We start from the raw sequence: 24,538 nt of genomic DNA, 5'->3' as shown, positions 1-24,538 counted from the left end.
AGCGTATATCTTTGTAAAACCTATTCTCGTTTCTGAAACTCAAGCAATATCTGAAGCAATTGAAACTGCAAGATACTGTGATTCAATCGGAGTAAACAGACTTTCATTCTGCCCTGCAACAATACATGGAGGAACCGTAATTGAGCGATTCTGGAGAAAAGGAGCATATCAACCTCCATGGATCTGGTCATGTATCGAAATCATTAACACCGTTCGTGATGAATTGGACATTCCGGCTCTCCTTGACACCTCAGGATTCGGTTCAAGACGTGGCCCTTATAACTGCAAAAAATGTAATAAAGACTTAAAGCATATGATAATAGCTAACAACTTAACTCAAAGCAAAATAGAATATGATTGTGAGTGCAAAAGTGAATGGTTAGCTCAAGTTAATAATTCAGATATGAATAGCTCAACTGTTGAGATTAAGCATATCCCGTTATATTGATATAATTAAAAATATTAATTATTATTAGGAGGAAATTATGAAAACTAAATTTATTAGTTTACTGGCTATAATTCTAGGATTGATTATTATTGCATTTCCAATGATGGGAGTTATTGGAGTTAGTTCCTTAATTGGATTATCAGTATTGTTAATGTCCATTTATTTGCTTGTTGTTGGAGTGAGCATAATAGACTACAATACCAGCGGTGCAATAATTGACCTGTTTTTAGGAATCGTGCTTTTATTATTAAGCATATGCCTTATATTCAATCCTGCATTAATCGGATTTTTAACCGAAATTTCATTGTATTTGGCTGGAATAATGCTGATTGTTGTAGGTTTGGTATCTTTAATAAATAATCGTACCAGCAGATATGGATTCTACATTGGAATAGCTGGAGTTGTACTCGGTTTATTATACATTATCATTGGAACTTATGTTGCAAATCCTATTATTCTCGGCACATTAATCGGAATATGGTTAGTAATAAGTGGTATTTTAAAATTGATGGATAGATAACCTATCCCTTCTTTTTTTGGTGTTTATATTGATTGGAATCAGTGCAGATTTTGACCCCGTTCATAAAGGTCATGAAAAATTAATCAGTGAAGCTAGAAAACTAGCCGATGAGGAAAACAAAAAGGTTGTGGTATATCTGAACAAAGGATTCAGCGCAAATCACGCCCCTTTTTTTACAAACTTTGAAGCGCGTCGAGAAATGGCATTGGCACTTGGTGCTGATGAAGTAAGATCCTTTGAAGGCCTTCACCACAGACTGGTTTTATCATACAGCGTTCCAATTAGACTTAAACAGATGATTGATGATGGAGTGACTGACTATATCACCTCAGCAAGCATTACCCTGGATGAAATCAAATCAAAAGCCCAGAAATTCATTGATGAGGGGAATTTTGTAGGAATGCCGAAAAGCTATACCAATAGAAATGAAATCAGATGGTATGCAATTAACGAATTTTTAGGCTCCAAAGTCAAGTATCATGTTGTTAAAGAGTTCAATAAGGAAAAGTACTCCGGACGACTAATCCGGCAATCCCTCATTGACAATGATATGGAAATAACCGGCGAAGTTAAAAAGTTGCTTCCGAAAACTACCGTTGAGATTCTTGAAAGAGAAATTGAAGCGGGCAGAGTTCCGGGCGAGAGAAACTGGAATGATATCTATAAAAGAATGAATACCTATTCAAGAGGAAACCTTGAAAAAATAGCTTATCTTAATGGAAATACAATCAATGAGATTATTAAAAGAAGGGTTTACAGAGATCCCGAATCCATTTGGGCAGTATTTAGAAGGTCAGATTACGGGCCTGTTATGACCAGACTTGCAATAAGTGCAATAGAAATGGAAGTTACAAAAAAAGAAGTGATGGAGCTAATGAAAAGCTATGAATCACAAGGCGTAATACCTGATAATCAGAAAGTTCAACGGGTTATCGATAGGGCATGGTATGTTGCAAGCGAAGGCGAAAAGGGAGTATCTGCCCGTGAAGCAAATGACAAGTTTAGAAGTCAAAATATTAGTGTAAATCCTCCTTTAAGTCTTGAAGCCGGGCTGAACTTAACCAAATTCGAAACGAAAATTACAAAAGAAGGCCTGAAAACAGACTTATATGTCGACAAGAACGGGAAAATTTCAGTGCAGTTTAAAAGCGAAGGCAAAAAGATCAAAACCAATTTAAGGCTTCCGGCAGTTGAAGTGACTTACCTCAGATACATTATGGATTCCCATTTTATTCCAGTTGATGGCAGTATAAAAAAAGCCAAAAAAGGATTTAAAGTCAATATTGCTATCGGCTAAGCTTTTTTAGGGCTGCCCTAACCATCGTCAAATCACTGCCTTCAAAATAATCAATTATTTCTTCCAATTCTTCACTCTTTCTTTTAGAGCTGCTTAATGTGTTGTTTATTCTTGAAAGTGATTTTTCCCTAAATTCATCGCCTTCAGTCAGCGATAGGATATCAAAAAATTCGTTTTCAAGATTGTGCTGCTTTGCAAGTTCACTGGATTCTATTAGAAGTGCAGACAATGTTTTTGTATAGCTGCTTCTAAGCAATTTCAAGATGGCTACATCCCCAACATTATCACTGATTTTACGGATGTCAATGAATTTCCCTAAAAACATTAATTTATCTGACAATTCACCCGAAACATATAGAATTGGATGTGCAGAATCGATTTTTCCGATGATTGCCCCATCAACAAGGTTTGGTGTGAATTTTGAAATCTCAAAAGTTGTGTCCGGAGAGATGTTATTCAGGTCCAGATAAATCCCCTTTGCATATTTTCCATATTTTTCAGCAACTTCAATAGCGCTTTTAGGAGAATTTGCAGAAATCAAAATGTCTGATTCGATAGCTACCTCCTTAAAAGTATCTGCAACACCTATTTCATAGTCTTTAATCTTTTCTATTGTTCTTTGAGATCTTCCTTCAACGGAAGTCATGAATGTAATGTCGTCAGATTTTATTAAACTTATGAGATTTTGAGAAACTTTTCCAAATCCAATAAAACCTATAATCATGATATCACTTTATTATTTTTTAAAAAGAAGCATGTCGTGCAGGTCAACACCAATATCCCTTGAAATGGTATTGCATTTTGCACATAATAGGAAATATATATCTTTATCGGACAAATCAATCTCTGTTAATCCTTCATAATTGCCCATTCCTTTTGAAATTATGAATTTGTGGTCATTGAAAATCTTCCTAAACTCCTCTGAAATTTCACTGTCCACATAACCGACTGTTCCGCAACCGATTTCAACAATTTCGCCAAACTCGTCAAGGCCTGCATCAAGCGCTTCAACCATGCATGCGTCATTCAGGATAGGCTCTGATTTAACGGCGATTGTAATGTTCAATCCATATTCCTTTATTTTAGCCAAAAGCAATTTATCAAATACTATTTCACCGGTATTATCCACTAAATACAAAACCCTGTCATGTGTTTTTAGTGAATTTTCAAACTCTTCAATGTCTTTGACGGTTAAATCTTTTTTAAGGGAGCTTTTAATAACGCTTTCAACATCATCATCCAACGTAAATGCACCAAAGTCCAAAATATTTCCGATAATTGCTATCTTTACATAATTTTCCAGGCAGTCATCTTCATCTATAATCCTTTTAACTTCCGGCAAGTATTTTAAAGCGATTTCATTGCCCTTGATTTTTTCCTTACGGTATGGGTCCCTACAGCCTGTTTTTTGTATAATCAATTTGTGCATTGCAGAACCAGTGCTGTTTGAATTGGTCCCTTCCTTGAAATTATCACTTAAAAACTTAAAAATTTCTCCTATGACTTCCATTTTAAGTGCTTCATCATCAGTTGACAAATCAAGTGCTTCCCTAGCTTGCCTTAAAAAGCAAGGCCCACATTCATAGCTTATCTTCAAAACTAACCACCATAAATAATCTGAACTAATTGAATTTCATCGCCGTCTTCGATTACAGTGTCTTCAATTACAAGCTCTCCATTTTGCTTTGACACCATTGTTTGAGCTGACAATTCCAACTCCTTAAGTAAATCATTAATCGTATAATTATCGTTTGGGATTTCCCTTTCCTCTTCTAAACTTTTATATTTCAATAAAAATGACATAATATCACAATCCTAATTCTTCTAGAAATGAGCATGCTTTACATAAATCATTGGCTGAGGGTTCACCGCATCTGCTGCATCTTCCTTGAGGATATTCCTTTTTAAAATCTTTTTTTAATACCTCTTTAATTTTATCGTATCCCCTCAGTGTAGAGTACTTTATGGTCGGATGCTTTTCTGCAAGCTGGTTGATGACTTCTGACACTTCGCCCCTAAAGGACTGCATCGCATATGGGCAGCTGTCAAAGTGAACTTCCAGGCCTTTTGCAACAACGTACAAACCAATTTCACGTTCAGGAATTTCACGCAGAGGCTTGATTTTGACTGTAAACTCCTTAGCCTTGGATTCGGTTTTTGCGCCCAGTTTGGTCAGGTTATCGGTATTCCCTTCAAGATAGTTCATCATGATTGCCTGAACTTCATCATCCAAGTTATGCCCTGTGGCAATTTTTGTCGCTCCCATCTCACGAGCTGCCTTGTTTATGATTGTTCTTCTAAATACTCCGCAATAAGTACATGACCCTTTATGGTTTTCCCTTTGCATTATCTCGTCTAAAGTAATTCCATACTCATCCTTAAGGGAAACTACCTTGTGTTCGATGCCTAACCTTTCAGCATGCCTGATAGCTATATCGACGCCGTCCTGCCTGTAATTGGCGATTCCTTCATCAACTGTTACGGCGCAAATGTCAATGACGTTCATTTCACGAAAGGTATTCAATACTTCAAGTGTGGTTACGCTGTCCTTACCGCCTGAAAGGGCTACCAAAACCTTATCTCCCTTATCCAATAGCTTTTCCTTTCTGATTGTCTTAATGGCTTTTTTTTCAATTGATTCTATAAAGCAATCCTTACATAACAGTTGACCGGACTGCTCCCTTTTATAAATTACCTTAGGATTTCCACATTTACTGCATTGCATATTAATACCTACATCTGTTCTACGAAGTGTGCAAGTTGGTTTAAAGTATTTACCTCAAAAACTTGCGCTCCTGCCTCTTCATATAATGAAACGCAACTGTCTACGACATCCCATTTATTCCTATCTTCAGGATTTAAAATGATGACCTTTTTGGCGTCTCTTGCCATTTCCTCAACCAACTCGACGCTTGCAGGAATTCCATTTACTTTCGGCCCTGCCCAATCCCTGCAGTCAGATAATATGATTACATAAGACTTATTGCTGATATTGGTCATATTCCTAAAAGCAGTGAAGGCGCTGTACATGTCTGAAGTTCCATGAACCATCATGTTTTTAATGCGCATGTCCTTAACCTTGACAAATGAGTCAATGAGATACTCTTCCTTCAGGGCTCTTGTAGTTTCGATTACCTTGTTGTCGAATTCAAACATTCTTGATCTTTTGAAAGCCGTTTGGGCTGAAAACATCAGCATGAAAAACCAGCTGCTGATCCATTCGCATGACCCGCTAATATCATTTAAAAACAAATGTTCATTTTTATGAGGTCTTGGCTTTGCCTTTACAAGTTCGAATGGAACACCGCCATACTTTAAATTGGCTCTGATGGTTCTTCTGATATCAATCTTATGGGAATGAGTTTGAACTTTACGTCTTGAACGCTTATTGGCGATTCTTTTTCCCAATCTTTGACAGATTTCCAGCATCCTAGGGTCAAAACGATTCAGCTTGGTTAGATCCTGGTTCATCAATTCCCCATCACGTTCGAGCTGTTTGACTTCATCCAAAAGAGGCTGTCCTGAAAGCATTTTCAATTTTTCATTGTTTATTTTTTCTTTCCTGACCTTGCTGGCCATATTGCTTTGCTTTTTAATGACATATTTGTTGGATTTTGGACCTCCGCCTCTATATGCCATACCTCTGTTTAATTCTTCTTTTTTCTTTTTAGGAAGTTCAACAGTGAACACTTCATCAAAAACCTTATTGAATTTAGGAATGTCATACCTGTCCTTAACATAGACTGCCATTAAGGCTGTCTTTAGGAGATTTCTGTCATCAGCACCCAAATCCATGTATATCTGCACGGCCGCTTGAGTGCTCCTGATGCTTACAGGCAGTCCTTTTTCTCTAAGTTTTGCTGACAAAGTGGCGATTTTACTGATCATGTCTATCTTTTATCAAAAATATCCTTTATGACCCTTTTCTTATCACTTTCAGTCTTGATGGCAACACCAATACTGTTTCTTAAAGATTGGTCTATATTTCTTGTTCCCAAATCATTGACAGAACGAACCCAATCCACAGTTCCCCGAACTGACGGTTTTTTCATTAGATTAAGGTTACGTATTTGATGAACTAACTTAACTACATATGAAACCGTTTCCTCGCTGGCATCAGGTATTTTGGATTTGACAATTTCAATTTCACGTTCAACTGTAGGATAAGGGATGTATAAAAACAGACATCTGTCCTTGGTTTCGTCAAGAAGTGACCTTTGTGAATTTGATGTTAAGATAACAATCAAATCATTTTTCAACTGGAAAGTTCCCAAATCGTTTATTGTTATTTCCTGTTCACCCAAAGCCTGGAGCAAGAAACTTTCCACTTCTTCATCAGCCTTGTCGATTTCATCAATTAATAAAACGGAATCATTCTCATTTAAGAATGCATTGAGCAATGGCCTTCTTATGAAAAATTCTTCATCAAAAATTTTATCTTCCTTATTGGAATCATGCCTGGCGGCTTCCAAGTGAAGCAACTGTTTTTGATAGTTCCATTCGCCGACTATCTGCTCAAATGTAATTCCCTCATAACATTGAATCCTGAAAAAGTCCCTGCCATAAGTTTTTGCAACCACTTTAGCAAGCTCTGTTTTTCCAACACCCGGAGGCCCTTCAATAAGCATTGGCTTTCCAAGCAAAAAGGACAAATACAAAGTTGTTGAGATTTCATTATTCGAAACATAACTTGCCTCTAGAAGACTTTTGTCGATATCTTTAATAGTAATATTTTCAACTTGCAATTTTTAACCTTCATAAAAAATTTGTTATTAAAGTAAATTTATTGTAAATTTGTATTAAATGTTATGTAAGTATTTAAGTATATAGTAGTACTAATATAATAATTAATGATTAAGGAGGTAAAGCATGAAAGCTGAAAATGCTATCATAATCGCACTGATAATTTTAATTCTTGGAGCAGCGGCAGTTGCTTTCATCATAACTGAAAATGGACTGTCACTTAATCAAAATGAAGATGACCTTAATATGTCCGTACAACTAAACAACACAACAAATACAACAAACATTGCTGAAGAACCAACTGAGACTTATTCAAGCACAGACTATGAATCCGGAGCAACATATTCCGGTTCAGGTGGAAGTAGTGGATATAGTAGCAGCAGTTATTCAGACTACTCTAGCTCAAGTGATTCTGACTCACAAAGTCAAAGTAGTGAACCAAGCCAAAGTAGTCAGGAAAGTACCGCATCTGACGTTGATACATCATCCAGTCAATCTGAATCTGCATCAACATCTGAAGCAGGACAATCTGAAAGTTCAACAAATACTGCTGATTTCCAATAAAATTATTTTTTAAACTCATCAGGATTTTTGAATAAATCAAAATCCTGAACATATTCTTTTCCGGTAATCATTGCGATTTCTGCTTTTTGTAGTTCAGAACCTAAATATGCTGCATGTTCCATTCTTGTAACCAGATTTTCTGTAACTATTTCTTCATATATTTCCTGGGCAGACTGTCCGACAATGACCAGATCCGCCTTATTTTTCTTAAAATGAGTTGCAATAATTCTGCTATCTTTAACTGTAGTTCCATAGTCAACACTAATCTTAAAACTGCCTGCCTTATCCCTAATAAATTTCATAGGCTTTTTTCGTCTGGCTTCAGGAACTCCATCCAGTTCATTTAAAATAATATCATTTCTTTTATGTTTATCCTTGAATACAACTAATTTAATTCCCAAGTCCTTCGGTATTGACTTTCTGTGTTTTGCAAGAAACATCATTTTTGATGCAGTGGCCAATTCATAAACACTGCCCCTTGTTTTTCCACTTTCTTCAGGAGTGAACAGGATGCTTACGCCAAGCTCCATACCAATTCCTGCTAGAAGCACATTAACACCGCCGGAATCCGCATCCAATAACTCAGTAACATTACCTACTCCGAAAAACATTGGTGCTGGATTATCCTTATGAAAATCATGGCAAGCAATAATGGATTCGACAATGCTTGAGCTGTTTACCGGATCCAATATCAGGTCCGCAACATATTTTAAACCGTCAGTATCCTTGATTAACTGATGCATAGCTTCAACTCTCTCGCTTGGAGATTTAGGTGATATGCCCTGTGAAAAGTTGGTCGGTAGCAATACTGCAGGAATATTTTTTTCTTTTAATATATCACAAACTTCGCTTTGATTTCCTAAATCAAGGCTTAAAACAAAGTCAATTCCATGTTCCGCTGCAACTTTTATTTCATTCGGATTTAATGTGTCAATACTTAATGGCCTGTCACCGACAATTGGACGTAACGTTTCTATTAACTCTGGAATCTTATCTGAAAAATCTTCTCCGGCAGCCATACCGATATCAATCATATCTGCACCGGAATCAACAAAATATTGGCATTTGTTGATTAATGCTTCCTTAGACAAAAATGGGGCGTTGGCGATTTCAGATAAAACCCTCATAGGGAAATCCTCACCAACAGGGAGATTTCTAATTAAGATATTGTTTGGCTTTTCAAGAAGTTTTTTGATATTCTCTTCATCGTTTTCAAATTCTTCAATAAATTTGAATGCCTCTTTTCTTTTCTCTTCTTCAATCAACTTATCTGCAGGCTTATCTTCAGATAACTCAATGCTTCCCACCAAATTTAAAACCATTGCAAGGTCTGCACCGTCAGTGGATCCCTTAAATGTTGGGATTCCCAACTCTTTTGTAATTTCTCTTGTTCCCTTTTTAATTAATCCCGGGACTAGAATCATGTCAATTTCATCAAGTTGATCGGCAAAATGAGTTTTAACTTCTTTGATGATTTGTGTAGGTGTTAAAAATGCTGCAACTTGAGTTTCTGCAACATGTATAATGATATCCTGACTTGAATTTGCAACGACGCTCTTGATTAGAGGGTATGCCAAATCACCTGTAATAATTAAAACTTTCATAATAACATCTCAACCAAATTTCCTAATTATAATTATATTATTATTTATTATATTAATTCTTTTAAAAAAATAATAATTTCTTAAAAATCTCTATTTTTAAAAAACAGCTAAAAATTGTATAGAAAATGAATAAAAAGATTAAAAACAGTTATAAAAAAATTAAGAAAAAATAAATTAGTGAGACAAACTAATTAAAACAAAATTATCCAAAATCGAAAAATTAACATAAAATTTATATATTTTGTAATTTATAATGATTATACATGATAAATATATGGAGGAAAAATTAATGATTGAAATTCGTTTTCATGGTAGAGGCGGACAAGGAGCTGTAACTGCTGCTGAAATTCTCGCAAAAGCAGCATTTAAAGACGGCAAATACTCCCAAGCTTTTCCATTCTTTGGAGTAGAACGTAGAGGAGCTCCAGTCATGGCTTTCACAAGAATTGATGATAAGCCAATCGATTTAAGATATCAAGTATATAATCCCGACTATGTATTAGTCTTAGATGATGGATTATTAAATGTAGTAGATGTGTTTTCAGGAATTAAAGACAATACTGAAGTAATTATAAACACTGAAGATTTTGAAGGCAGTGGCGCACATGAAGTCCACAGTATTGATGCAACTGGAATTGCATTAGACATGTTAGGCCGTAACATCGTAAATACTATTATTTTAGGATATTTTGCTAAGAAAACCCAAGAAGTAACTATTGATTCACTTTTAGAAGTGATTAAAGAAACATTCCCTGGCAAAGTTGGAGAGCTAAATGTGGAAGCTACTAAAAAAGCTTATGATATGGGATAAAGGGTGAGATTATGGTAAGTATAGGATGTGTAATTAAAAACCCAGGTAATAGTAGAAATAATAAAACTGGAAGCTGGAGAACATTCAAACCAATTTTAGACAAAGAAAAATGTATTGATTGTGATAATTGTATTTTATTTTGTCCAGATGGCAGTGTAAACAAACAACACGATATTGATTACGATTACTGTAAAGGATGCGGAATTTGTGCAAACGAATGTCCTTCCGATGCAATCGAAATGGTAAAAGAATAAAGAGAGTGATTAAATGGTAAAAGAAATAATGACCTCAAATAAAGCAGTTGCAGAAGCTGTAAGATTAGCTAAACCACAAGTTATTCCTGTTTATCCAATTACTCCGCAAACTACAATTTCAGAATACTTGGCACAATATGTAGCTGATGAGAAAATTGATGCCAAATATGTTAAAGTAGAATCAGAGCACAGTGCAATAAGTGCTGCTGTTGGAGCTAGTGGTGCTGGAGTAAGAGTATTTACAGCAACATCTTCACAAGGATTAATGTTAATGCACGAAATTTTGTATGCAGCAGCAGGTATGAGAGTGCCTATTGTTTTAGCTGATGCAAACAGAGCAATTTCTGCACCATTAAATATTTGGAACGACCAACAAGACTCAATTGCACAAAGAGATGCAGGATGGTTACAAATTTATGTAGAAAATGCACAAGAAGCATTAGATACTACTTTAATGGCTTATAAAATTGCAGAAAATCCAAATGTTTTACTTCCAACAATGGTATGTTTAGACGGATTTATTTTAACACACACAGTTGAACCTGTTGAAATACCAGATCAAGAAAGTGTAGATAAGTTCTTACCTCCATATGTTCCAGAACATGCATTCCTTGATCCAAAACAGCCAATGTCCATTGGTAACTTTGCCGACCCTAACTACTATACCGAAGCAAGGCATGATATGGATGTTGCAATGACCAAATCTATTGAAGTAATTCAAAAAACTGGTGAAGAATTCGCCGAAATCTTCGGAAGAGAATACGGACTCGTTGATGCATATAAAACCGAAGATGCAGAAATCGTATTTGTTGCAATGGGATCACTCTGCAGTACTATCAGAGTAGTAGTTGATCAATTAAGAGAAAAAGGCGAAAAAGTAGGTTTGCTTAAAATTAGAGCTTACAGACCATTCCCTGTAGAAGCAATCAACGAAGCAGTGGCAAATTGTGAAAAAATAGCTGTAATCGATAAAAACTTCTCATTCGGAATTGGTGGAGCACTTTACGCTGATATGAAAGTCAAAATTGATAAAGAAATCTATGGATTTATTGCCGGTTTAGGTGGAAGAGACATCATACCGGAATACATCATAGAAGCTTATGAAAAAACTAAAGCGCCAGAAGATGAAGTTACATGGCTTGGACTTAAGGAGGAATAGATATGGTAGATATACCTGATAAAGATTTATTAGCACCGGGACACAGAGGTTGTGCTGGTTGTGGAGCATCTATTGCTGTAAAATTAGCTCTCAATGCTTTAGGCGAAAACACTGTAGCTATTTCTGCTACTGGTTGTCTTGAAGTTATGACTACACCATACCCAGAATCTTCATGGGAAGTCCCATTTATACACGTTGCATTTGAAAACTCTGGAGCTGTAGCATCAGGTGTTGAAAGTGCATTAAGAATTCAAGGAAAAGATGATATTAATGTAGTTGCTTTTGGTGGTGACGGAGGAACTGTAGATATTGGTTTACAATCCTTATCCGGAGCTATGGAAAGAGGACACAACATGCTTTACATTTGTTACGATAACGAAGCATACATGAATACAGGTATTCAAAGAAGTGGAGCTACTCCATACGGTGCAAGTACCACAACTTCACCAAGTGGAACTGCAAGTTTCGGAGAAGACAAACCTAAGAAAAATATGCCAATGATTATGGCAGCACATGGAATTCCATATGTGGCTACCGCATCAATCGCATACCCTGAAGACTATGTTAACAAAGTTAAAAAAGCTGCAGCAACCAAAGGAGCTGCATACATACACTTACAACAACCATGTACTACTGGTTGGGGTTATCCTTCAGAAAAAACTATTGAAATGGGTAGATTAGCTGTAGAAACTGGATCTTGGATTTTATACGAAATCGTGGACGGCAAATTCGAAATTACTTACAGGCCTGAAGAAAGAAAACCTGTAAAAGAATACTTAGCACCACAAAAAAGATTCAGACACTTAGATGAAGAACACATTGAAAAAATCCAAAAATACGTTGACGCAGAATGTAAAGAACTAGGATTATAGGAGGAAGACAATGGAAAGTATTGTTGTAAACAACAATTTATGTGACGGATGTCTTAACTGTTCAAACATGTGTGAATCCATCCATAAGTCTAGCAGAATTAAAATTATAGAACATGATTCTTCCTTTTATGCCATTGTATGTCAACACTGTGAAAGTGCACCATGTATAAAAATCTGTCCAACTGATGCAATTACCGATGACGGAGTCAATACTGAAAAATGTATTGGCTGCGGATTATGTGTAATGGTTTGTCCGTTTGGTGCAATGACTTTCCAAGCAAAAGTTGCTGAAAAATGTGATCTTTGTGCTGACAGAGAAGAAGGACCTGCATGTATCAAAGCATGTACAAAAAGAGCCATTAGTGTTGCTGACCCTGAAAAAATCAGGATTAAAAATCAGGAAAAATATCTTGCTAAAATGGCAGGATTATATGAACCTGATAGTGGCAAAGGCGGCTTTGTCCATGTCATAACAAGTCAAGCAAGAGCAAGACTTGTTTTAGATGAATAATAAAGAATTATGTTTAAATCAGGAAACTGTACTGAATGTACAACCTGCGGAAGTTGTCAACAAACACCAGATGTTGACACTCCTATTTTATTTTGTATGCACTGCCAACCATCAGAAGCACCTTGTTTGATAGCATGCAGTGAAAATGCTATTGAAGTTTTAGGCGGAGCCATAACCATCAACGATGAAAAATGCACCCAATGTGGAGACTGCGTTGAAGTTTGCCCAATAGGAATAATCAAAATATAAATATTTCAAAATCCAAAAATATGATTAATTAATTTTTATAAGGGTTTTATTTTGATTACTAAAGATACTATTAGGGATACCGTTTATGAACTTTACAAACAAGCGGTCATTGTTTTAGGCGATGATGTAAAAAAAGCACTAGAGGATGCTTTAAAAATAGAGGAACATGAACTTGCCAGGTTAAATATTGAAGCTATTTTAAAAAATATTGAACTTGCAGAAGAGAAAGGCATTCCAATGTGTCAGGATACTGGTCTGCCAGTCGTTTTTGTGAAATTAGGCAATGTTGAAGTTGAAGACTTGCGTGGAGGAATCGAAGAAGGGATTAAAAAGGCAACAAAGGAAATACCGATTAGACCAAATATCGTTGATCCGCTAACACGCGAAAACACAAACATTAATGTTGGGGATTACATCCCTCCAATTGATATAGAACTTATTGATGAAGATTACTTGGAAATAACAATCTTGCCTAAGGGATTCGGTTCTGAAAACAACAATGCATTGAAAATGGCCCTTCCTGCTGAAGGCATTGAAGGAATTAAAGAGTTTGTTGTTGAATCTGTCCTAAAAGCAAAAGGAAAACCTTGCCCTCCAACTGTTGTGGGAGTCGGTATCGGAGGAACATCAGATTTATGTTTAAAACTCGGTAAAAAAGCATTGCTTGGAAAAGTAGGTGAAAGAAACCCTGACCCGGAAATAGCTAAACTTGAAGAAGAACTATTGGCTGAAATAAACAATTCTGGAATTGGCCCAATGGGTCTTGGCGGTAAAACTACCACATTAGATGTCAAAATCTTAAAAGCACATACCCATACAGCAGGCCTTCCAATAGGAGTATGTATCCAGTGTTGGGCAGATAGGCACGCTACAGGAAAAATATATGATGATTAGATTATTTCTAATCAAATTAACTCTTTTTTAGTATCTGAAAGAACGTGGTGTGGTAGATCTTGGAATATTTTCATGAAACTCAATTGAAACATCCATGATTTCAACTGAAATATCGCCCATTCTCTCAAATGCCTTAATAACTCTGAATAAATAAATAAAATAATTTGAACGCTCTTTTTCATCAAAAGTGCTTTCAGCCATTTGTTCTGCAATCAAATTAATGGCTTTAGACTGAAGAATATGAATGGAATCCTCAAATTCCATTAAATCTTTCTTTAACTCTGTTTTCCCTTCAATGAATGCAGTCATGGATAATCGAATCATTTCTTGAGCTGTTTTATACATCTTTTTTAATTTTTTCAAGATGTTTTCATCAATTTCATAAACTTCATTAATAACAAATTTTGCAATATGACCACAATAATCCCCAATACGCTCCAGATCATATGCAACTTCATTGTAAAGTAGAGATTTAGAAAATTCGGGATGTTGGTCAATGCTGACAATCGTTTCGACTGAAGTTCTTATTTTTTCAACCATATTGTTAGTCACATAATCCATTTCCAAAGCCCTATTGGCCTTATCTTCATCATGTTCCAAAACAGCACTAAACGAAGCTTCCAGCTGTGAATGAACATGCCTGGACATGTTTGCCAACATATCATTTATCAACACGTTGCCTTTAGTTTCCCTTAGATTGACATATTCACTTAATGACTCTGCAAGCTCCTCATAACTTTTAAAATCAATCATATATGCCCTTTTAACGGTACCGTCCTTAACCAGAGGTTGCAATAGTTGAGTAACATATCTGCGAGTTATTCCAAGCTTTTCTGCGATCTCATCTTGAGTTGATGGATTTTCATATAAAATGCAATCCAAAATATCCTTCAAGGTTTTGTCTTTTTTACTCATAATACCAACTATTTTTTATAATCATCCAATAAATCATTGGATTCAAAGTGAATATTCTCTGAAGATTCGTTGATTCCAGAATTAGATGGTTTTGTCACATGATTTTTAAATGTGACATTAATTTCATCAAGATTGTCGTTATTTTTAGGATTATCATTATCCGCATTAATCTTTTGAAAATCAATGTTTTGAGATTTATTAACCTCTTTAGCACTTCTTTTAGGATTGGCATAATTAAGTTTATCTTTAATTATTCTAAACTCATCTTCTGATTTTTTTGCCAAATTCAATATTCTTACAATGACAAATAACAATAGAACTAAAGCAACAATAGCTATCGGGAAATCAAAATAAATGAATATGTCATCATAGAAATATGTGATGACATTGCCATAATCAGCAAACCCTCTTGCCAAAAATATTAACCCTACAAAAGCAATGATGGCTCCATGTTCCTTTTTAATAAAGTTAGGTTTTAATACGAATGGATAAACGCTAATAATTATTAATGCACATCCCAAAAGACGATAAAGATTGTTGCCTGCCACTCCTTGAAGTGATACGTACGCCTTAAGGAAGGTGTATGGCAACAAGCCCCATTCAGACAATAACGCTAAAATGAACAAGATCTGAATTAAAACAATCACGATTAATGGAAATACATAAGCCACTTCCCATTCAAAATCCTTACTGAAAGCTGCTTCCTGAACCGGCTTTTCAAGAGCCTCTGAAAGCATATTATATAACATTGAAGAAATTACTGAACCTATAATTGTCCCTGCAACTCCCAAAAAGGAGGTTAACAATGCAACGAATGCAGAAATACAACCCACCAATATTATTTTTGAATAGTTCACAAGCATTCCCCTTAATCCGATTTAATTAAAAACAAACATACAAATTGATAATCTATTTTATAACTTAAGATATTTAAAATTGACTTAAATCTAAAATGAAATTCTTAAAAAAATAATATATTTAAAAAACCAAAAAGCCTTAGGGGGGATTCGAACCCCCGACTTCTACCTTACCAAGGTAGCGCTCTACCACCTGAGCCACTAAGGCGCAATCAGGAATTAAAAATTATATAAAATTATAAAATAGTGCATGGGAAGGGATTCGAACCCTCGAAGGCCTATGCCAAAGGATCTTAAGTCCTTCCCCTTTGGCCGCTCGGGCACCCATGCATATAATAAATATATTTAATCACATAGTATTTAAATGTTACCATTATTTGAGAAAAATTATGGAAAAAATTAAAAGCAACAAATTAAACTTATTTGGCAAATTATTTAAATATTAAGATATTAAATAAATATACTTATATAAACGATATTTTTAAAATAAAATGGAACTGGTGGATTAATTGATAGTTGATATGGAAGAATGTGGAGTTTGCGAAGATTGTATAGATGTGTGTATGGAAGAAGCGATTTCAAGGAAAGCTTATACAATCGTTATTGACAATACAAAATGTGATAACTGTGGCGAATGTGTTGACGTTTGCCCGGTAGGTGCTATTTACGAAGAATAATTAAATTAAAGATTATCATGAAAAAATTTACAATAATCGATTATATTATAATAATATTAGTAATATGTGCTGTTGTATTTGCGTTTATACATATTACAACAGACAACACTTCAAATTTAGAAAAAACAGCGTTTGACACATCAACAATCAGCAAAATCCCAGTTACTTATTCTAATTATTATCAAAATGGAAACATTGTGAAAGCTAGCGTAGAGGGTTATAATGCAAGCACCGGAGAAGACATGACAGTTAATGGAACTGTCAAATGGGTTTGTGAAGATATCAGTGGCAGCGTAAAAGTATTAATCTACGCCAACAATACCACATATTTGGCAGGATTATATAAAGACATCCCCAATGCAGACATTTACATCAATACACTTTCTCTTGAGAGTGATGGGAGCAAATATGATAATCTAGTCGAATTCACAATACTTCCCGAAAAAGTCACCTCATTAAACGATTTATGTAAAAATCTAACAGATGTTGATTGCGAAATTTCCACAATAGTTACTTTTGATACGCTCAATCCCACAAAACTTCAAGAAATTGCCAATAAGATCAACTCAAAAGATAAACGATTATCGATTATGGCTTTGGATTCATCATCATATAATCAGTTGAGGATTGAAAAAGCAACCGTCCAAAATATTAATGATGCCAACTCCATTCTAGGAAATGTCAATGGAATAACAGATGAAATTACAATTAGAGTTTACAATTGTAGCGATAGTCAGCTAGAAAACATTAAAAACAATTATAATGTTACAAATATCAGAAATTTTTAAGTTGATAACATATGAGCGTTATTTATTCTACCTTAACTTCAATACTAAACAAGATAAGCGATGAATTTCACGAATCGTTTCTATTCAGCACAATTTTTTCTATTTTAAGGTTTGTTGAAAAAGGATGGGTAAATAGCTACTTTAAAAAATTGTATCCCAATGAGAATTTTCTAAGTTTTTTAAACAAAAACAATATTTTAAGAAATCACATTTTCAATCCTCTGATTGTGCTGTTTTTATTTGCAATATTTTTGCTTTTATCAATGACCGCCCCATCAAAAAGTCTAGTCATTACATTAATTGTTGCATTTGTTGCATTTTTTATAGGATCTACAATACTTCCAAGATATTTCTTAAATGATTCTGCTGAAAATATACTTAAATTTGAGAAAAGAGACATTTATTCAATAGGATTCTGCCTAACATTAGTTAGCATTGTGTTTTTCTTTATAAGTATTGCTTCCGTTGGAGGAATACCTCTTTTAAAACCATCAATCAGATACCTTTTAAAACCTGCATTTACAATGCCTGTGTTTTTGATAATCCCTGCAACCTGCTTGATTGCCAGTGCATATCTTAAAGATTTCCAAGATGGAAAAATCGCCCGCTCACAGGCAAGGTTCAGATTCCTATTTTTACTGCTTATCGACTGTGCATTTTTATTGATTTTAGGGTATAGGACACCACTACTTGCAGCATTTCTAATCATAATTATCATAGGTTTCTATGGAAATATCATTTCACTATGGGAAGTCGCAGTTGGTGCTGCAATTGGTGTAGGTGCAATAATAGGAATTGGTTATTTTAGGTCAGTTGGCGAGATGACAATAACCTCTTCAACAAATCCATTCTACACACTACAATCAAGAGCGGACTTCACTTTACATGTATTGAACCTGCTTGATTTCATAGGGGGCGACTTTGGAGTTACACACGGACAAGTTTTATTAAGTTCCATCCCCGGCAGCGAATTAGGCCCAAGAATGATGATTGGAAAGCTTATTGCATGGAGAACTGAAGTTACCATTACTCCCACACTAATTGGACAAATGGTAGCTGATTTCGGGAAAGTTGGTGTTGCAGTCCAGATGCTAATCTTAGGATTAACCTTAGGTATTGGGTTTAAACTAATGCAAAAAACCAAGGATTTCTTTTATATTGGTATTTACTCTTTAATTTTAACATACTCAATTTTAGGCATAGAAACAGGAATTTTAGACATTCAAGTGCTGTTATATTTTGCAATAGCTATTTTTATCTATTTAATTAACCTCGTTAAAGTAAAAAATTAATGCAATTTTAAACTCCACAGTATTACTAAATATACGAAATAATACTAAAAAGTATTACTTTAATAACCTTTATATATATAAATAAAATTAAAATATAAAATGTCAAGCCATATATAGGATTTATTAAACAGTTTACTTAATAAAAGTCCAAATAGACTTGATACTAAAGAAAATAAGTAAAAATAATACTAATTAGTAATACATCATTTATAAATCAAATGAAAAAAAGTATTACTTTTTATGAAAATGGAGGAATTTAATTGCATATACCTGATGGATTTATACCTATTGCACAGTGCTTAATATACTATGTAATATTAATCGTTGCATTATACTTCTCTGTGAAATGGGCAAGATCTAACTTAGATGAAAAACATATACCTCTTTTAGCAGTACTTGCGGCTGGTATTTTTGCAATCATGTCTATGAACATGCCAATTCCATTCGGAACCAGTGGACACATGGTCGGAGGAGCATTAGTGGCTATTGTATTCTTCGCACCAGAAGCTGCAGTTTTAGTATTTACTGTGGTTTTACTCATCCAAGCATTAATATTCGGTGACGGAGGAATTACTGCTTTAGGAGCAAACGTATTAAATATGGCAATCGTTGGAGGTTTTGTCGGTTTATACACCTTCAAAGCTTTAGCGGACAAAATTGGAAAATACCCTGCAGCAGGAATTGCCGCATGGTTAGCTACAGTAATTGCAGCATTAGCATGTGCTATTGAAATGGGTATTGCTGGAACATTCCCAATGAACATCGGTATCCCATCCATGGTTTTATACCACTTCTTCATAGGAATTATCGAAGCAGTATTAACCGTAATTGTTCTTGCTGCATTAGACAAATATAGACCAGATTTACTCGCATGGAATAACGGAGATGCATAATATGGATAAAAAAGATACTTATTTAATTGGAGTTGCATTAGTCATCTGTATCATAATTTGCTGTCTTTCACCATACATTGCATCTGGTGACCCAGACGGATTAGAAAAATCAGCTGAAGACTCAGGTCTTGCTGAAGACTTCTCAATTGAAGAAATTAGTGGCATCCCTGATGCTATTTTCCCGGATTATGCATTTGCAAATGATCCTGATAACCAAGTATTACAAATAGTAGCACTGGTAATCGGAGCAATCATAACCTTAGCATTAGGATATGTCGTTGCAGAAGTCGTAAGAAGCAGATAAATAGAAATTATTTTTTTAATTTCTATTTTTTCCCTTTTTTTAATAACTCATTTTAACAGATTTATATGGCAGACATAACACAAATAATGAGGTTTGATGATTTAGCATCAAAAGACAGTCCAATACATAATTTAGAAGGAAGAATAAAGTTAATCTCGACTGTTTTTATAATACTTGTTTGTGTTATCTCAAAAGAACTTTTTATACCAATAATACTGGAAATCGTATTATTAATTATATTGAAACTAGCTAATCTATCATACAGAGATTCATTTAAACGATTATTGATGTTGCTCCCATTCGGTGGGGCAGTCATTATATTCCAACCGTTCATACAACCTGGAAACATAATCTGGAGTTATTCATGGATACACGTTACCGATGTAGGGCTGAATTGGGCAATATTGCTGTTGGTTCGTATGATTGTATGTCTAACCGCAATCATTATCTATTCATCAACTACTCCTTTACAAGAAATGGCCAGCTCTTTTAGAAAATTAAAAATGCCGAGAGATTTGGCAATGATTCTATCAATCATGGTAAGATTCCTATTTTTATTTGTTGATGAGCTTGCCGCAATCAGAAAAAGCCAGAAGGCTAGGAATTTTAACATACATGACAAAAATATCCCTTATAAATGGAGGGTCAGACAGGTCGGTTATACGATTGGAATGATGTTTTTAAAAGCTTATGAACAGGGAGAGCGAGTTCACAAAAGTATGGTGAGCCGTGGATTTTCAGATGCATCTGAAATGTTTGACGAAAAAAGGTCTCCTGATAAAAGCGATTATGCTTATTTATTTACTATAATTATTATCGTGATTATTCTTGAAATTATCCTATTCAAATATTCCGGACAGTTAGGTTACTTCGGACAAAATTTAGCAATTAATTAGGTGGAAAATATGGAACAAATTCATTTAGAGACAAAAAATTTATCTTACACATACCCTGATGGGACTAAAGCATTGAACAATGTCAATATTCAAATTAAAAAAGGAGAAAAGATAGCTATTATGGGTCCGAACGGTGCGGGTAAGTCAACATTATTTTCCCACTTCAACGGCCTAACCGAACCTACTTCAGGCCATGTCGAGATAGATGGTGAAAAAATCGTTTTTGAGCGAGAAGAACTGCTTAAAGTAAGGCAGAAAGTGGGAATCGTGTTCCAAGATCCAAATGACCAACTGTTTGCGCCAACCGTTAAGGAGGATGTTGCCTTTGGACCAATGAATTTGGGCCTTGATTATGATGAAGTCAATAACAGGATTACAGAAGCGCTCGAAATGGTAGGAATGAGCGGTTTTGAAGACAAGACCCCACATCACCTAAGTGGAGGTCAGCAAAAAAGAGTTGCAATTGCAGGTATCGTTGCAATGAGACCAGAAATAATGATTCTTGATGAACCAACTGCAGGATTGGATCCTGAAGGTGTCGATAAAGTGCTTGACATTTTAAACAATCTTAACAAAGAGGGAATGAGCATTGTAATCTCATCACACGACATTGAAATGGTAAACCAATTTGCAGAAAAAATCTTTGTTTTATACCATGGAGAGATTATAGCTTCAGGTGACAAGCATCAAATATTTTCCGATAAGGAATTATTAAAAAAAGCTCACCTAAAAGCACCAGTAACAACTGAAATATTATATAAATTAAAAGAAAATGGATTAAATGTTGATACTGAAAAAATAGGCATTAACGAAACAGTTGAAGAAATATTAAATGCTACAAAAAATTAATTTGATGATTTCATATTTTTTAGTTTATCTTTAAACTTAATAATGAATTCAAATTCCTGATCAAGATCTGGAGAATTTGCAAATCCACAGTTTGGACAATGAAAACTATTGCAATTATGTTTTCCACAACTAGAACATCCTCGATTTTCTAATTTGTTTTCATCAAATTCAAAACCACACATTCTGCACTTCATAATATAACACCGTTAATAAATTAAAATTAAAAAAAATAATGAAAAAATTGAAGCTTATTGTACTTCAATGTTTTCTGCTTCTTCTTTACGAAGACAAACATCATATCCTTTAACACTCATTTCAATTGGATCTCCTAAAGTAGCAACTTTTTTAATAGTAATCTTCGCTCCTTTAACAAAACCCATTCCTAATAAATGTCTTCTTAAACCTACATCACCAGATTCATGATATTTTACCAAGGTTACTGTTTCACCAGGTTTTGCATCTTTTAATGTTTTCATAGTATCACCATATTATAATTAATATAGAAATTTTTAGGCATGCTAAAAATTAGTTAAATAATACTTTGTACCAACAAGTATTTAAATATTTAGTTATGACTAAAAATTTTAAAAAATGAAAAAAATGATAATTAGAAAAAACTAATCATCATCATCTTTTGGAATTTTAACACCTTTAATTCCACTTCTACTGCGCATAATTTACACCTATCCGAATCCTGCTAAAAGACCCACATTGTATATTAAGAAGGAAACAATATATGCAGTTACTAAAGTAATAGCACACATAATTAACGCCCATCTATAACTGTTGGTTTCTTGCTTGATTGCAGCAATAGCTGCAAAACATGGTGTGTACAATAAGGTAAATGCCATGAATGAAAATGCTGACAATGGAGTGAATGTATCATGCACTAAGCTTGTAATACCTTCTTCATCATCTCCTTCCATACCTGCGAGAGTACCGAAAGTAGCCACCACTACTTCTTTAGCAGCCAAACCGGCAATAATCGCTACAGCAGCTTGCCAGGTTCCAAATCCTAATGGAGCGAAAATTGGGGCAATAACATTACCAATCATACCTAATAAACTATCAGCAGATCCATATTCCACACCTAATGGGAAGATACTTAATGCCCATAATACAATAGAACAAGCAAGAATAATAGTACCTGCTTTTCTTAAGAATCCTTTTACTTTTTCCCAAGTGTGCAGCAATACACCTTTTATAGAAGGTACTTTGTAAGTTGGTAATTCCATTACAAATGGAGATGATAAACCTTTAAATAAAGTTCTTTTAAGGATAGCCGCAACAATAAGTGCCACAACGATACCTAATAAATAAATTGCAAGTAAAACATTACCTTGATTTTCAGCGAAAAATGCAGCTATGAAAATAGCATAAATTGGCAATCTGGCAGTACAAGACATGAATGGAACAAGCATCATAGCAAGCATACGGTCCCCTTCATTTTCCATGGTTCTTGTTGCCATAATAGCCGGTACTCCACAACCGAATCCTAAAATCATAGGGATAAATGCTTTACCGTGAAGACCAACAATCTTGTGCATAATTTTATCTAATGTGAATGCGGCTCTTGCCAAGTACCCACAGTCCTCTAAAATACTTAAGAACAGGAACATTAGAATAATGATAGGTAAGAAAGTTAAAACACCACCTACTCCACCAATGATACCGTCACAGATGAAGGAAGCTAAATACTCATTAGCTATGAATGTACCTACCCATTCACCAATCATACCAAATAATTCGTCAATCATATCCTGGAAAGGAGCACCAATTGTAAATGTTAATTGGAACAATGCCCACATTATAATAATAAATATGAATGGAGCTAAAAGCCTATTGGTTACAATTTTATCAATTTTGTCAGTTATAGTTTCTTTTTCGACAGCTGGTTTTTGAACAGCTTCTGCCATTAATCCATCAATAAATGCATATCTTGCATTTGCGATAACTTCTTCAGCCCCTTCTTTATAAACATCATGAAGGTGACTTGCCACTTTATCAGTTTCAATCATAATCTGAGAACTTTTAGGTGAATTTTGTACTTTCTCAATTACAATTGTGTCTTTTTCTAACAATTTTACTGCAGTCCAAACAGATGGAACATCTAATAAATTATTGTCCTGTTCGATTATTTCCTGAATTGAAGATAAATGACCTTTAATTTCATTTCCATAAGATAATTTGGCGCTTGAATCAACTGGATTTGCAGCCGCTTTTTCAACTGCAGTCAGTAATTCTTCAAAACCCTCTTTGGTTTTTGCATTAACTTCCACTACAGGGAATCCTAAAAGTTCACTCATCAAATCTATATTGATTATATGATCTCTTTTTTTAGCGAAATCATTCATATTAAGTGCCATTACAAGGTTAGCGCCCAATTCCATCATTTGAACTGTTAAATATAAGTTACGTTCTAAATTAGCAGCATCAACTACATTTATAATAACATCGGAGTCCGCATCTACAATGAAATCTCTAGAAACTATTTCCTCCATAGAATGAGCACTTAATGCATAATTACCAGGCAAATCAATAACTTCATACTCATAACTACCATGTTTGAAATGACCTTCAGCTCTTTCAACAGTTTTTCCAGGCCAATTTCCTACATGTTGTCGCATACCAGTTAATTGATTGAATACAGTAGTTTTCCCTACATTAGGGTTTCCTGCTAATCCTACAATTAATTTTGTCATTAACCATTCTCCCGTTTTTATTAACTAAATTGGATCATATTTCTCATGAAAAATATCATCCATATCTAAAAAAAATTATTTTTAGTTTAAGTTTTCTAAAAGTTAGGTTAACCTAAACCTATTACACTATTGAATTTTATCATATTTAAATATTTAGGAATACCAAAAAAACAAAAGTTTATATATAAAAAATAACTATTGTTATATAAGTACTGTTTTTTCCCATAGTGATGTTTGGAAAAAATTTAGGCATGCCTAAAAATTCCAAAACATTTATATACTATGAAGTTCAACTTTAATACAAGTGAGATATAATTTAGGCTTACCTAAATTTTTCACTTAACAAAACATTTTATTAGTCAAATAATAATACAATCTCCAAAATAAACATAATTGTATTAAATTAGCTTTCCACAATTTTCTAATTTGATACAATAGG

General features: G+C 34.5%; 29 protein-coding genes, 2 tRNA genes and 1 pseudogene. 18 read left to right on the top strand and 14 right to left on the bottom strand.

What is annotated here, in order from left to right:
* From ACJROP_RS07260 to ACJROP_RS07250, 3 genes and pseudogenes are all read left to right on the top strand, one after another.
* A pseudogene (locus tag ACJROP_RS07260) lies at nt 1-448 on the top strand (TIGR01210 family radical SAM protein); the annotation flags it as partial.
* Between the two features lie 37 nt (nt 449-485).
* Nucleotides 486-968, top strand: a complete 483-nt coding sequence (locus tag ACJROP_RS07255; protein WP_406534809.1) for a DUF308 domain-containing protein — start codon at nt 486-488, stop codon at nt 966-968.
* A gap of 19 nt (nt 969-987) precedes the next feature.
* Nucleotides 988-2,265, top strand: a complete 1,278-nt coding sequence (locus ACJROP_RS07250; protein WP_406534808.1) for an adenylyltransferase/cytidyltransferase family protein — start codon at nt 988-990, stop codon at nt 2,263-2,265.
* Here ACJROP_RS07250 and ACJROP_RS07245 read toward each other — a convergent pair.
* The 6 genes from ACJROP_RS07245 to ACJROP_RS07220 are packed head-to-tail and all read right to left on the bottom strand — an operon-like array spanning nt 2,255 to nt 7,010.
* Complete coding sequence (locus ACJROP_RS07245) at nt 2,255-2,989, bottom strand: NAD(P)-binding domain-containing protein (RefSeq protein ID WP_406534807.1); 735 nt, start codon at nt 2,987-2,989, stop codon at nt 2,255-2,257. The genes ACJROP_RS07250 and ACJROP_RS07245 overlap by 11 nt on opposite strands.
* A 12-nt stretch (nt 2,990-3,001) precedes the next feature.
* Nucleotides 3,002-3,862: a damage-control phosphatase ARMT1 family protein gene (locus ACJROP_RS07240; protein WP_406534806.1), complete on the bottom strand. Its 861-nt coding sequence runs from the start codon at nt 3,860-3,862 to the stop codon at nt 3,002-3,004.
* 2 nt (nt 3,863-3,864) lie between these two features.
* Nucleotides 3,865-4,068 (bottom strand): MoaD/ThiS family protein, encoded by a 204-nt coding sequence (locus ACJROP_RS07235; RefSeq protein WP_406534805.1) that lies wholly within the window; start codon nt 4,066-4,068, stop codon nt 3,865-3,867.
* Nucleotides 4,069-4,072: 4 nt separating this feature from the next.
* On the bottom strand, nt 4,073-4,990 hold the full coding sequence (locus ACJROP_RS07230) for a TIGR00269 family protein (protein WP_406534804.1): 918 nt from the start codon (nt 4,988-4,990) through the stop codon (nt 4,073-4,075).
* Between the two features lie 8 nt (nt 4,991-4,998).
* On the bottom strand, nt 4,999-6,153 hold the full coding sequence (locus tag ACJROP_RS07225; RefSeq protein WP_406534803.1) for a vWA domain-containing protein: 1,155 nt from the start codon (nt 6,151-6,153) through the stop codon (nt 4,999-5,001).
* Nucleotides 6,154-6,155: 2 nt separating this feature from the next.
* Nucleotides 6,156-7,010, bottom strand: coding sequence for an AAA family ATPase (locus ACJROP_RS07220; RefSeq protein WP_406534802.1), 855 nt, complete (start codon nt 7,008-7,010; stop codon nt 6,156-6,158).
* A gap of 124 nt (nt 7,011-7,134) precedes the next feature.
* On the opposite strand from ACJROP_RS07220, the gene ACJROP_RS07215 reads away from it, so the two are divergent.
* Nucleotides 7,135-7,572, top strand: a complete 438-nt coding sequence (locus ACJROP_RS07215; RefSeq protein ID WP_406534801.1) for a hypothetical protein — start codon at nt 7,135-7,137, stop codon at nt 7,570-7,572.
* A 2-nt stretch (nt 7,573-7,574) separates the two neighbouring features.
* Here the strand turns inward: ACJROP_RS07215 and ACJROP_RS07210 are convergent, their stop codons facing one another.
* Complete coding sequence (locus tag ACJROP_RS07210) at nt 7,575-9,176, bottom strand: dihydropteroate synthase-like protein (protein ID WP_406534800.1); 1,602 nt, start codon at nt 9,174-9,176, stop codon at nt 7,575-7,577.
* Between the two features lie 289 nt (nt 9,177-9,465).
* Between ACJROP_RS07210 and ACJROP_RS07205 the strand changes: the two genes are divergently transcribed.
* Genes ACJROP_RS07205 through ACJROP_RS07175 form a run of 7 tightly spaced genes read left to right on the top strand, consistent with a single transcriptional unit; the run spans nt 9,466 to nt 13,926 of the window.
* A complete protein-coding gene (locus ACJROP_RS07205; protein WP_406534799.1) occupies nt 9,466-9,987 on the top strand; it encodes a pyruvate ferredoxin oxidoreductase subunit gamma in 522 nt (173 codons plus the stop codon).
* Nucleotides 9,988-9,998: 11 nt separating this feature from the next.
* Nucleotides 9,999-10,241 carry a pyruvate synthase subunit PorD gene (gene porD, locus ACJROP_RS07200; RefSeq protein WP_292818734.1) on the top strand — a complete coding sequence of 81 codons (243 nt, stop codon included), beginning with the start codon at nt 9,999-10,001 and terminating at the stop codon, nt 10,239-10,241.
* 13 nt (nt 10,242-10,254) lie between these two features.
* Nucleotides 10,255-11,400, top strand: coding sequence for a pyruvate synthase subunit PorA (porA, locus tag ACJROP_RS07195; RefSeq protein ID WP_406534798.1), 1,146 nt, complete (start codon nt 10,255-10,257; stop codon nt 11,398-11,400).
* A gap of 2 nt (nt 11,401-11,402) precedes the next feature.
* Complete coding sequence (gene porB / locus ACJROP_RS07190; protein WP_406534797.1) at nt 11,403-12,272, top strand: pyruvate synthase subunit PorB; 870 nt, start codon at nt 11,403-11,405, stop codon at nt 12,270-12,272.
* Between the two features lie 10 nt (nt 12,273-12,282).
* Complete coding sequence (locus ACJROP_RS07185; protein ID WP_406534796.1) at nt 12,283-12,783, top strand: 4Fe-4S dicluster domain-containing protein; 501 nt, start codon at nt 12,283-12,285, stop codon at nt 12,781-12,783.
* Between the two features lie 9 nt (nt 12,784-12,792).
* Nucleotides 12,793-13,032 carry a 4Fe-4S binding protein gene (locus ACJROP_RS07180; protein WP_406534795.1) on the top strand — a complete coding sequence of 80 codons (240 nt, stop codon included), beginning with the start codon at nt 12,793-12,795 and terminating at the stop codon, nt 13,030-13,032.
* A gap of 51 nt (nt 13,033-13,083) precedes the next feature.
* Nucleotides 13,084-13,926, top strand: coding sequence for a fumarate hydratase (locus tag ACJROP_RS07175; protein WP_406534794.1), 843 nt, complete (start codon nt 13,084-13,086; stop codon nt 13,924-13,926).
* Between the two features lie 27 nt (nt 13,927-13,953).
* Here the strand turns inward: ACJROP_RS07175 and ACJROP_RS07170 are convergent, their stop codons facing one another.
* The 4 genes from ACJROP_RS07170 to ACJROP_RS07155 all read right to left on the bottom strand — a co-directional run bounded on the left by ACJROP_RS07170 (nt 13,954) and on the right by ACJROP_RS07155 (nt 16,028).
* Nucleotides 13,954-14,841 carry a PhoU domain-containing protein gene (locus ACJROP_RS07170; protein ID WP_406534793.1) on the bottom strand — a complete coding sequence of 296 codons (888 nt, stop codon included), beginning with the start codon at nt 14,839-14,841 and terminating at the stop codon, nt 13,954-13,956.
* 8 nt (nt 14,842-14,849) lie between these two features.
* Nucleotides 14,850-15,704, bottom strand: coding sequence for a hypothetical protein (locus ACJROP_RS07165; protein ID WP_406534792.1), 855 nt, complete (start codon nt 15,702-15,704; stop codon nt 14,850-14,852).
* A 129-nt stretch (nt 15,705-15,833) separates the two neighbouring features.
* Nucleotides 15,834-15,906, bottom strand: a tRNA-Thr gene (locus tag ACJROP_RS07160).
* 39 nt (nt 15,907-15,945) lie between these two features.
* Nucleotides 15,946-16,028, bottom strand: a tRNA-Leu gene (locus tag ACJROP_RS07155).
* Nucleotides 16,029-16,207: 179 nt separating this feature from the next.
* Here ACJROP_RS07155 and ACJROP_RS07150 point away from each other — a divergent pair.
* The 7 genes from ACJROP_RS07150 (at nt 16,208) to ACJROP_RS07120 (ending at nt 21,397) form a co-directional block, all read left to right on the top strand.
* Nucleotides 16,208-16,375 carry a 4Fe-4S dicluster domain-containing protein gene (locus ACJROP_RS07150; protein WP_406534791.1) on the top strand — a complete coding sequence of 56 codons (168 nt, stop codon included), beginning with the start codon at nt 16,208-16,210 and terminating at the stop codon, nt 16,373-16,375.
* A gap of 17 nt (nt 16,376-16,392) precedes the next feature.
* Nucleotides 16,393-17,163: an adhesin gene (locus ACJROP_RS07145; protein ID WP_406534790.1), complete on the top strand. Its 771-nt coding sequence runs from the start codon at nt 16,393-16,395 to the stop codon at nt 17,161-17,163.
* 11 nt (nt 17,164-17,174) lie between these two features.
* Complete coding sequence (locus tag ACJROP_RS07140; protein WP_406534789.1) at nt 17,175-18,455, top strand: oligosaccharide repeat unit polymerase family protein; 1,281 nt, start codon at nt 17,175-17,177, stop codon at nt 18,453-18,455.
* 260 nt (nt 18,456-18,715) lie between these two features.
* Nucleotides 18,716-19,348, top strand: coding sequence for a cobalt transporter CbiM (gene cbiM, locus ACJROP_RS07135; RefSeq protein ID WP_406534788.1), 633 nt, complete (start codon nt 18,716-18,718; stop codon nt 19,346-19,348).
* A 1-nt stretch (nt 19,349) separates the two neighbouring features.
* Nucleotides 19,350-19,652: a PDGLE domain-containing protein gene (locus ACJROP_RS07130; RefSeq protein WP_406534787.1), complete on the top strand. Its 303-nt coding sequence runs from the start codon at nt 19,350-19,352 to the stop codon at nt 19,650-19,652.
* A 65-nt stretch (nt 19,653-19,717) separates the two neighbouring features.
* On the top strand, nt 19,718-20,548 hold the full coding sequence (gene cbiQ / locus ACJROP_RS07125; RefSeq protein ID WP_406534786.1) for a cobalt ECF transporter T component CbiQ: 831 nt from the start codon (nt 19,718-19,720) through the stop codon (nt 20,546-20,548).
* A 9-nt stretch (nt 20,549-20,557) separates the two neighbouring features.
* On the top strand, nt 20,558-21,397 hold the full coding sequence (locus ACJROP_RS07120) for an ATP-binding cassette domain-containing protein (protein ID WP_406534785.1): 840 nt from the start codon (nt 20,558-20,560) through the stop codon (nt 21,395-21,397).
* Here ACJROP_RS07120 and ACJROP_RS07115 read toward each other — a convergent pair.
* The 3 genes from ACJROP_RS07115 to feoB form a co-directional block, all read right to left on the bottom strand.
* Nucleotides 21,394-21,591, bottom strand: a complete 198-nt coding sequence (locus ACJROP_RS07115) for a hypothetical protein (protein WP_406534784.1) — start codon at nt 21,589-21,591, stop codon at nt 21,394-21,396. The genes ACJROP_RS07120 and ACJROP_RS07115 overlap by 4 nt on opposite strands.
* A gap of 54 nt (nt 21,592-21,645) precedes the next feature.
* Nucleotides 21,646-21,873 (bottom strand): ferrous iron transport protein A, encoded by a 228-nt coding sequence (locus tag ACJROP_RS07110; RefSeq protein WP_406534783.1) that lies wholly within the window; start codon nt 21,871-21,873, stop codon nt 21,646-21,648.
* A gap of 207 nt (nt 21,874-22,080) precedes the next feature.
* Nucleotides 22,081-24,099, bottom strand: coding sequence for a ferrous iron transport protein B (gene feoB, locus ACJROP_RS07105; protein ID WP_406534782.1), 2,019 nt, complete (start codon nt 24,097-24,099; stop codon nt 22,081-22,083).
* Nucleotides 24,100-24,538 lie beyond the last annotated feature (439 nt).

The organism is Methanobrevibacter sp., from assembly GCF_045220775.1.
Classification (GTDB): Archaea; Methanobacteriota; Methanobacteria; order Methanobacteriales; family Methanobacteriaceae; genus Methanocatella.
This window is presented reverse-complemented; position numbering and strand designations above follow the sequence as displayed.

What these genes read in the sequence shown, in the direction of transcription:
- ACJROP_RS07115 (WP_406534784.1), bottom strand. Translation starts at nt 21,591, where the DNA reads ATGAAGTGCAGAATGTGTGGTTTTGAATTTGATGAAAACAAATTAGAA.
- cbiQ (WP_406534786.1), top strand. Translation starts at nt 19,718, where the DNA reads ATGGCAGACATAACACAAATAATGAGGTTTGATGATTTAGCATCAAAA.
- ACJROP_RS07170 (WP_406534793.1), bottom strand. Translation starts at nt 14,841, where the DNA reads ATGAGTAAAAAAGACAAAACCTTGAAGGATATTTTGGATTGCATTTTA.
- ACJROP_RS07215 (WP_406534801.1), top strand. Translation starts at nt 7,135, where the DNA reads ATGAAAGCTGAAAATGCTATCATAATCGCACTGATAATTTTAATTCTT.
- ACJROP_RS07255 (WP_406534809.1), top strand. Translation starts at nt 486, where the DNA reads ATGAAAACTAAATTTATTAGTTTACTGGCTATAATTCTAGGATTGATT.
- porD (WP_292818734.1), top strand. Translation starts at nt 9,999, where the DNA reads ATGGTAAGTATAGGATGTGTAATTAAAAACCCAGGTAATAGTAGAAAT.
- ACJROP_RS07235 (WP_406534805.1), bottom strand. Translation starts at nt 4,068, where the DNA reads ATGTCATTTTTATTGAAATATAAAAGTTTAGAAGAGGAAAGGGAAATC.
- ACJROP_RS07245 (WP_406534807.1), bottom strand. Translation starts at nt 2,989, where the DNA reads ATGATTATAGGTTTTATTGGATTTGGAAAAGTTTCTCAAAATCTCATA.
- porA (WP_406534798.1), top strand. Translation starts at nt 10,255, where the DNA reads ATGGTAAAAGAAATAATGACCTCAAATAAAGCAGTTGCAGAAGCTGTA.
- ACJROP_RS07210 (WP_406534800.1), bottom strand. Translation starts at nt 9,176, where the DNA reads ATGAAAGTTTTAATTATTACAGGTGATTTGGCATACCCTCTAATCAAG.
- ACJROP_RS07110 (WP_406534783.1), bottom strand. Translation starts at nt 21,873, where the DNA reads ATGAAAACATTAAAAGATGCAAAACCTGGTGAAACAGTAACCTTGGTA.
- ACJROP_RS07185 (WP_406534796.1), top strand. Translation starts at nt 12,283, where the DNA reads ATGGAAAGTATTGTTGTAAACAACAATTTATGTGACGGATGTCTTAAC.
- ACJROP_RS07140 (WP_406534789.1), top strand. Translation starts at nt 17,175, where the DNA reads ATGAGCGTTATTTATTCTACCTTAACTTCAATACTAAACAAGATAAGC.
- ACJROP_RS07130 (WP_406534787.1), top strand. Translation starts at nt 19,350, where the DNA reads ATGGATAAAAAAGATACTTATTTAATTGGAGTTGCATTAGTCATCTGT.
- ACJROP_RS07180 (WP_406534795.1), top strand. Translation starts at nt 12,793, where the DNA reads ATGTTTAAATCAGGAAACTGTACTGAATGTACAACCTGCGGAAGTTGT.
- ACJROP_RS07225 (WP_406534803.1), bottom strand. Translation starts at nt 6,153, where the DNA reads ATGATCAGTAAAATCGCCACTTTGTCAGCAAAACTTAGAGAAAAAGGA.
- feoB (WP_406534782.1), bottom strand. Translation starts at nt 24,099, where the DNA reads ATGACAAAATTAATTGTAGGATTAGCAGGAAACCCTAATGTAGGGAAA.
- ACJROP_RS07230 (WP_406534804.1), bottom strand. Translation starts at nt 4,990, where the DNA reads ATGCAATGCAGTAAATGTGGAAATCCTAAGGTAATTTATAAAAGGGAG.
- ACJROP_RS07165 (WP_406534792.1), bottom strand. Translation starts at nt 15,704, where the DNA reads ATGCTTGTGAACTATTCAAAAATAATATTGGTGGGTTGTATTTCTGCA.
- ACJROP_RS07120 (WP_406534785.1), top strand. Translation starts at nt 20,558, where the DNA reads ATGGAACAAATTCATTTAGAGACAAAAAATTTATCTTACACATACCCT.
- porB (WP_406534797.1), top strand. Translation starts at nt 11,403, where the DNA reads ATGGTAGATATACCTGATAAAGATTTATTAGCACCGGGACACAGAGGT.
- ACJROP_RS07205 (WP_406534799.1), top strand. Translation starts at nt 9,466, where the DNA reads ATGATTGAAATTCGTTTTCATGGTAGAGGCGGACAAGGAGCTGTAACT.
- ACJROP_RS07145 (WP_406534790.1), top strand. Translation starts at nt 16,393, where the DNA reads ATGAAAAAATTTACAATAATCGATTATATTATAATAATATTAGTAATA.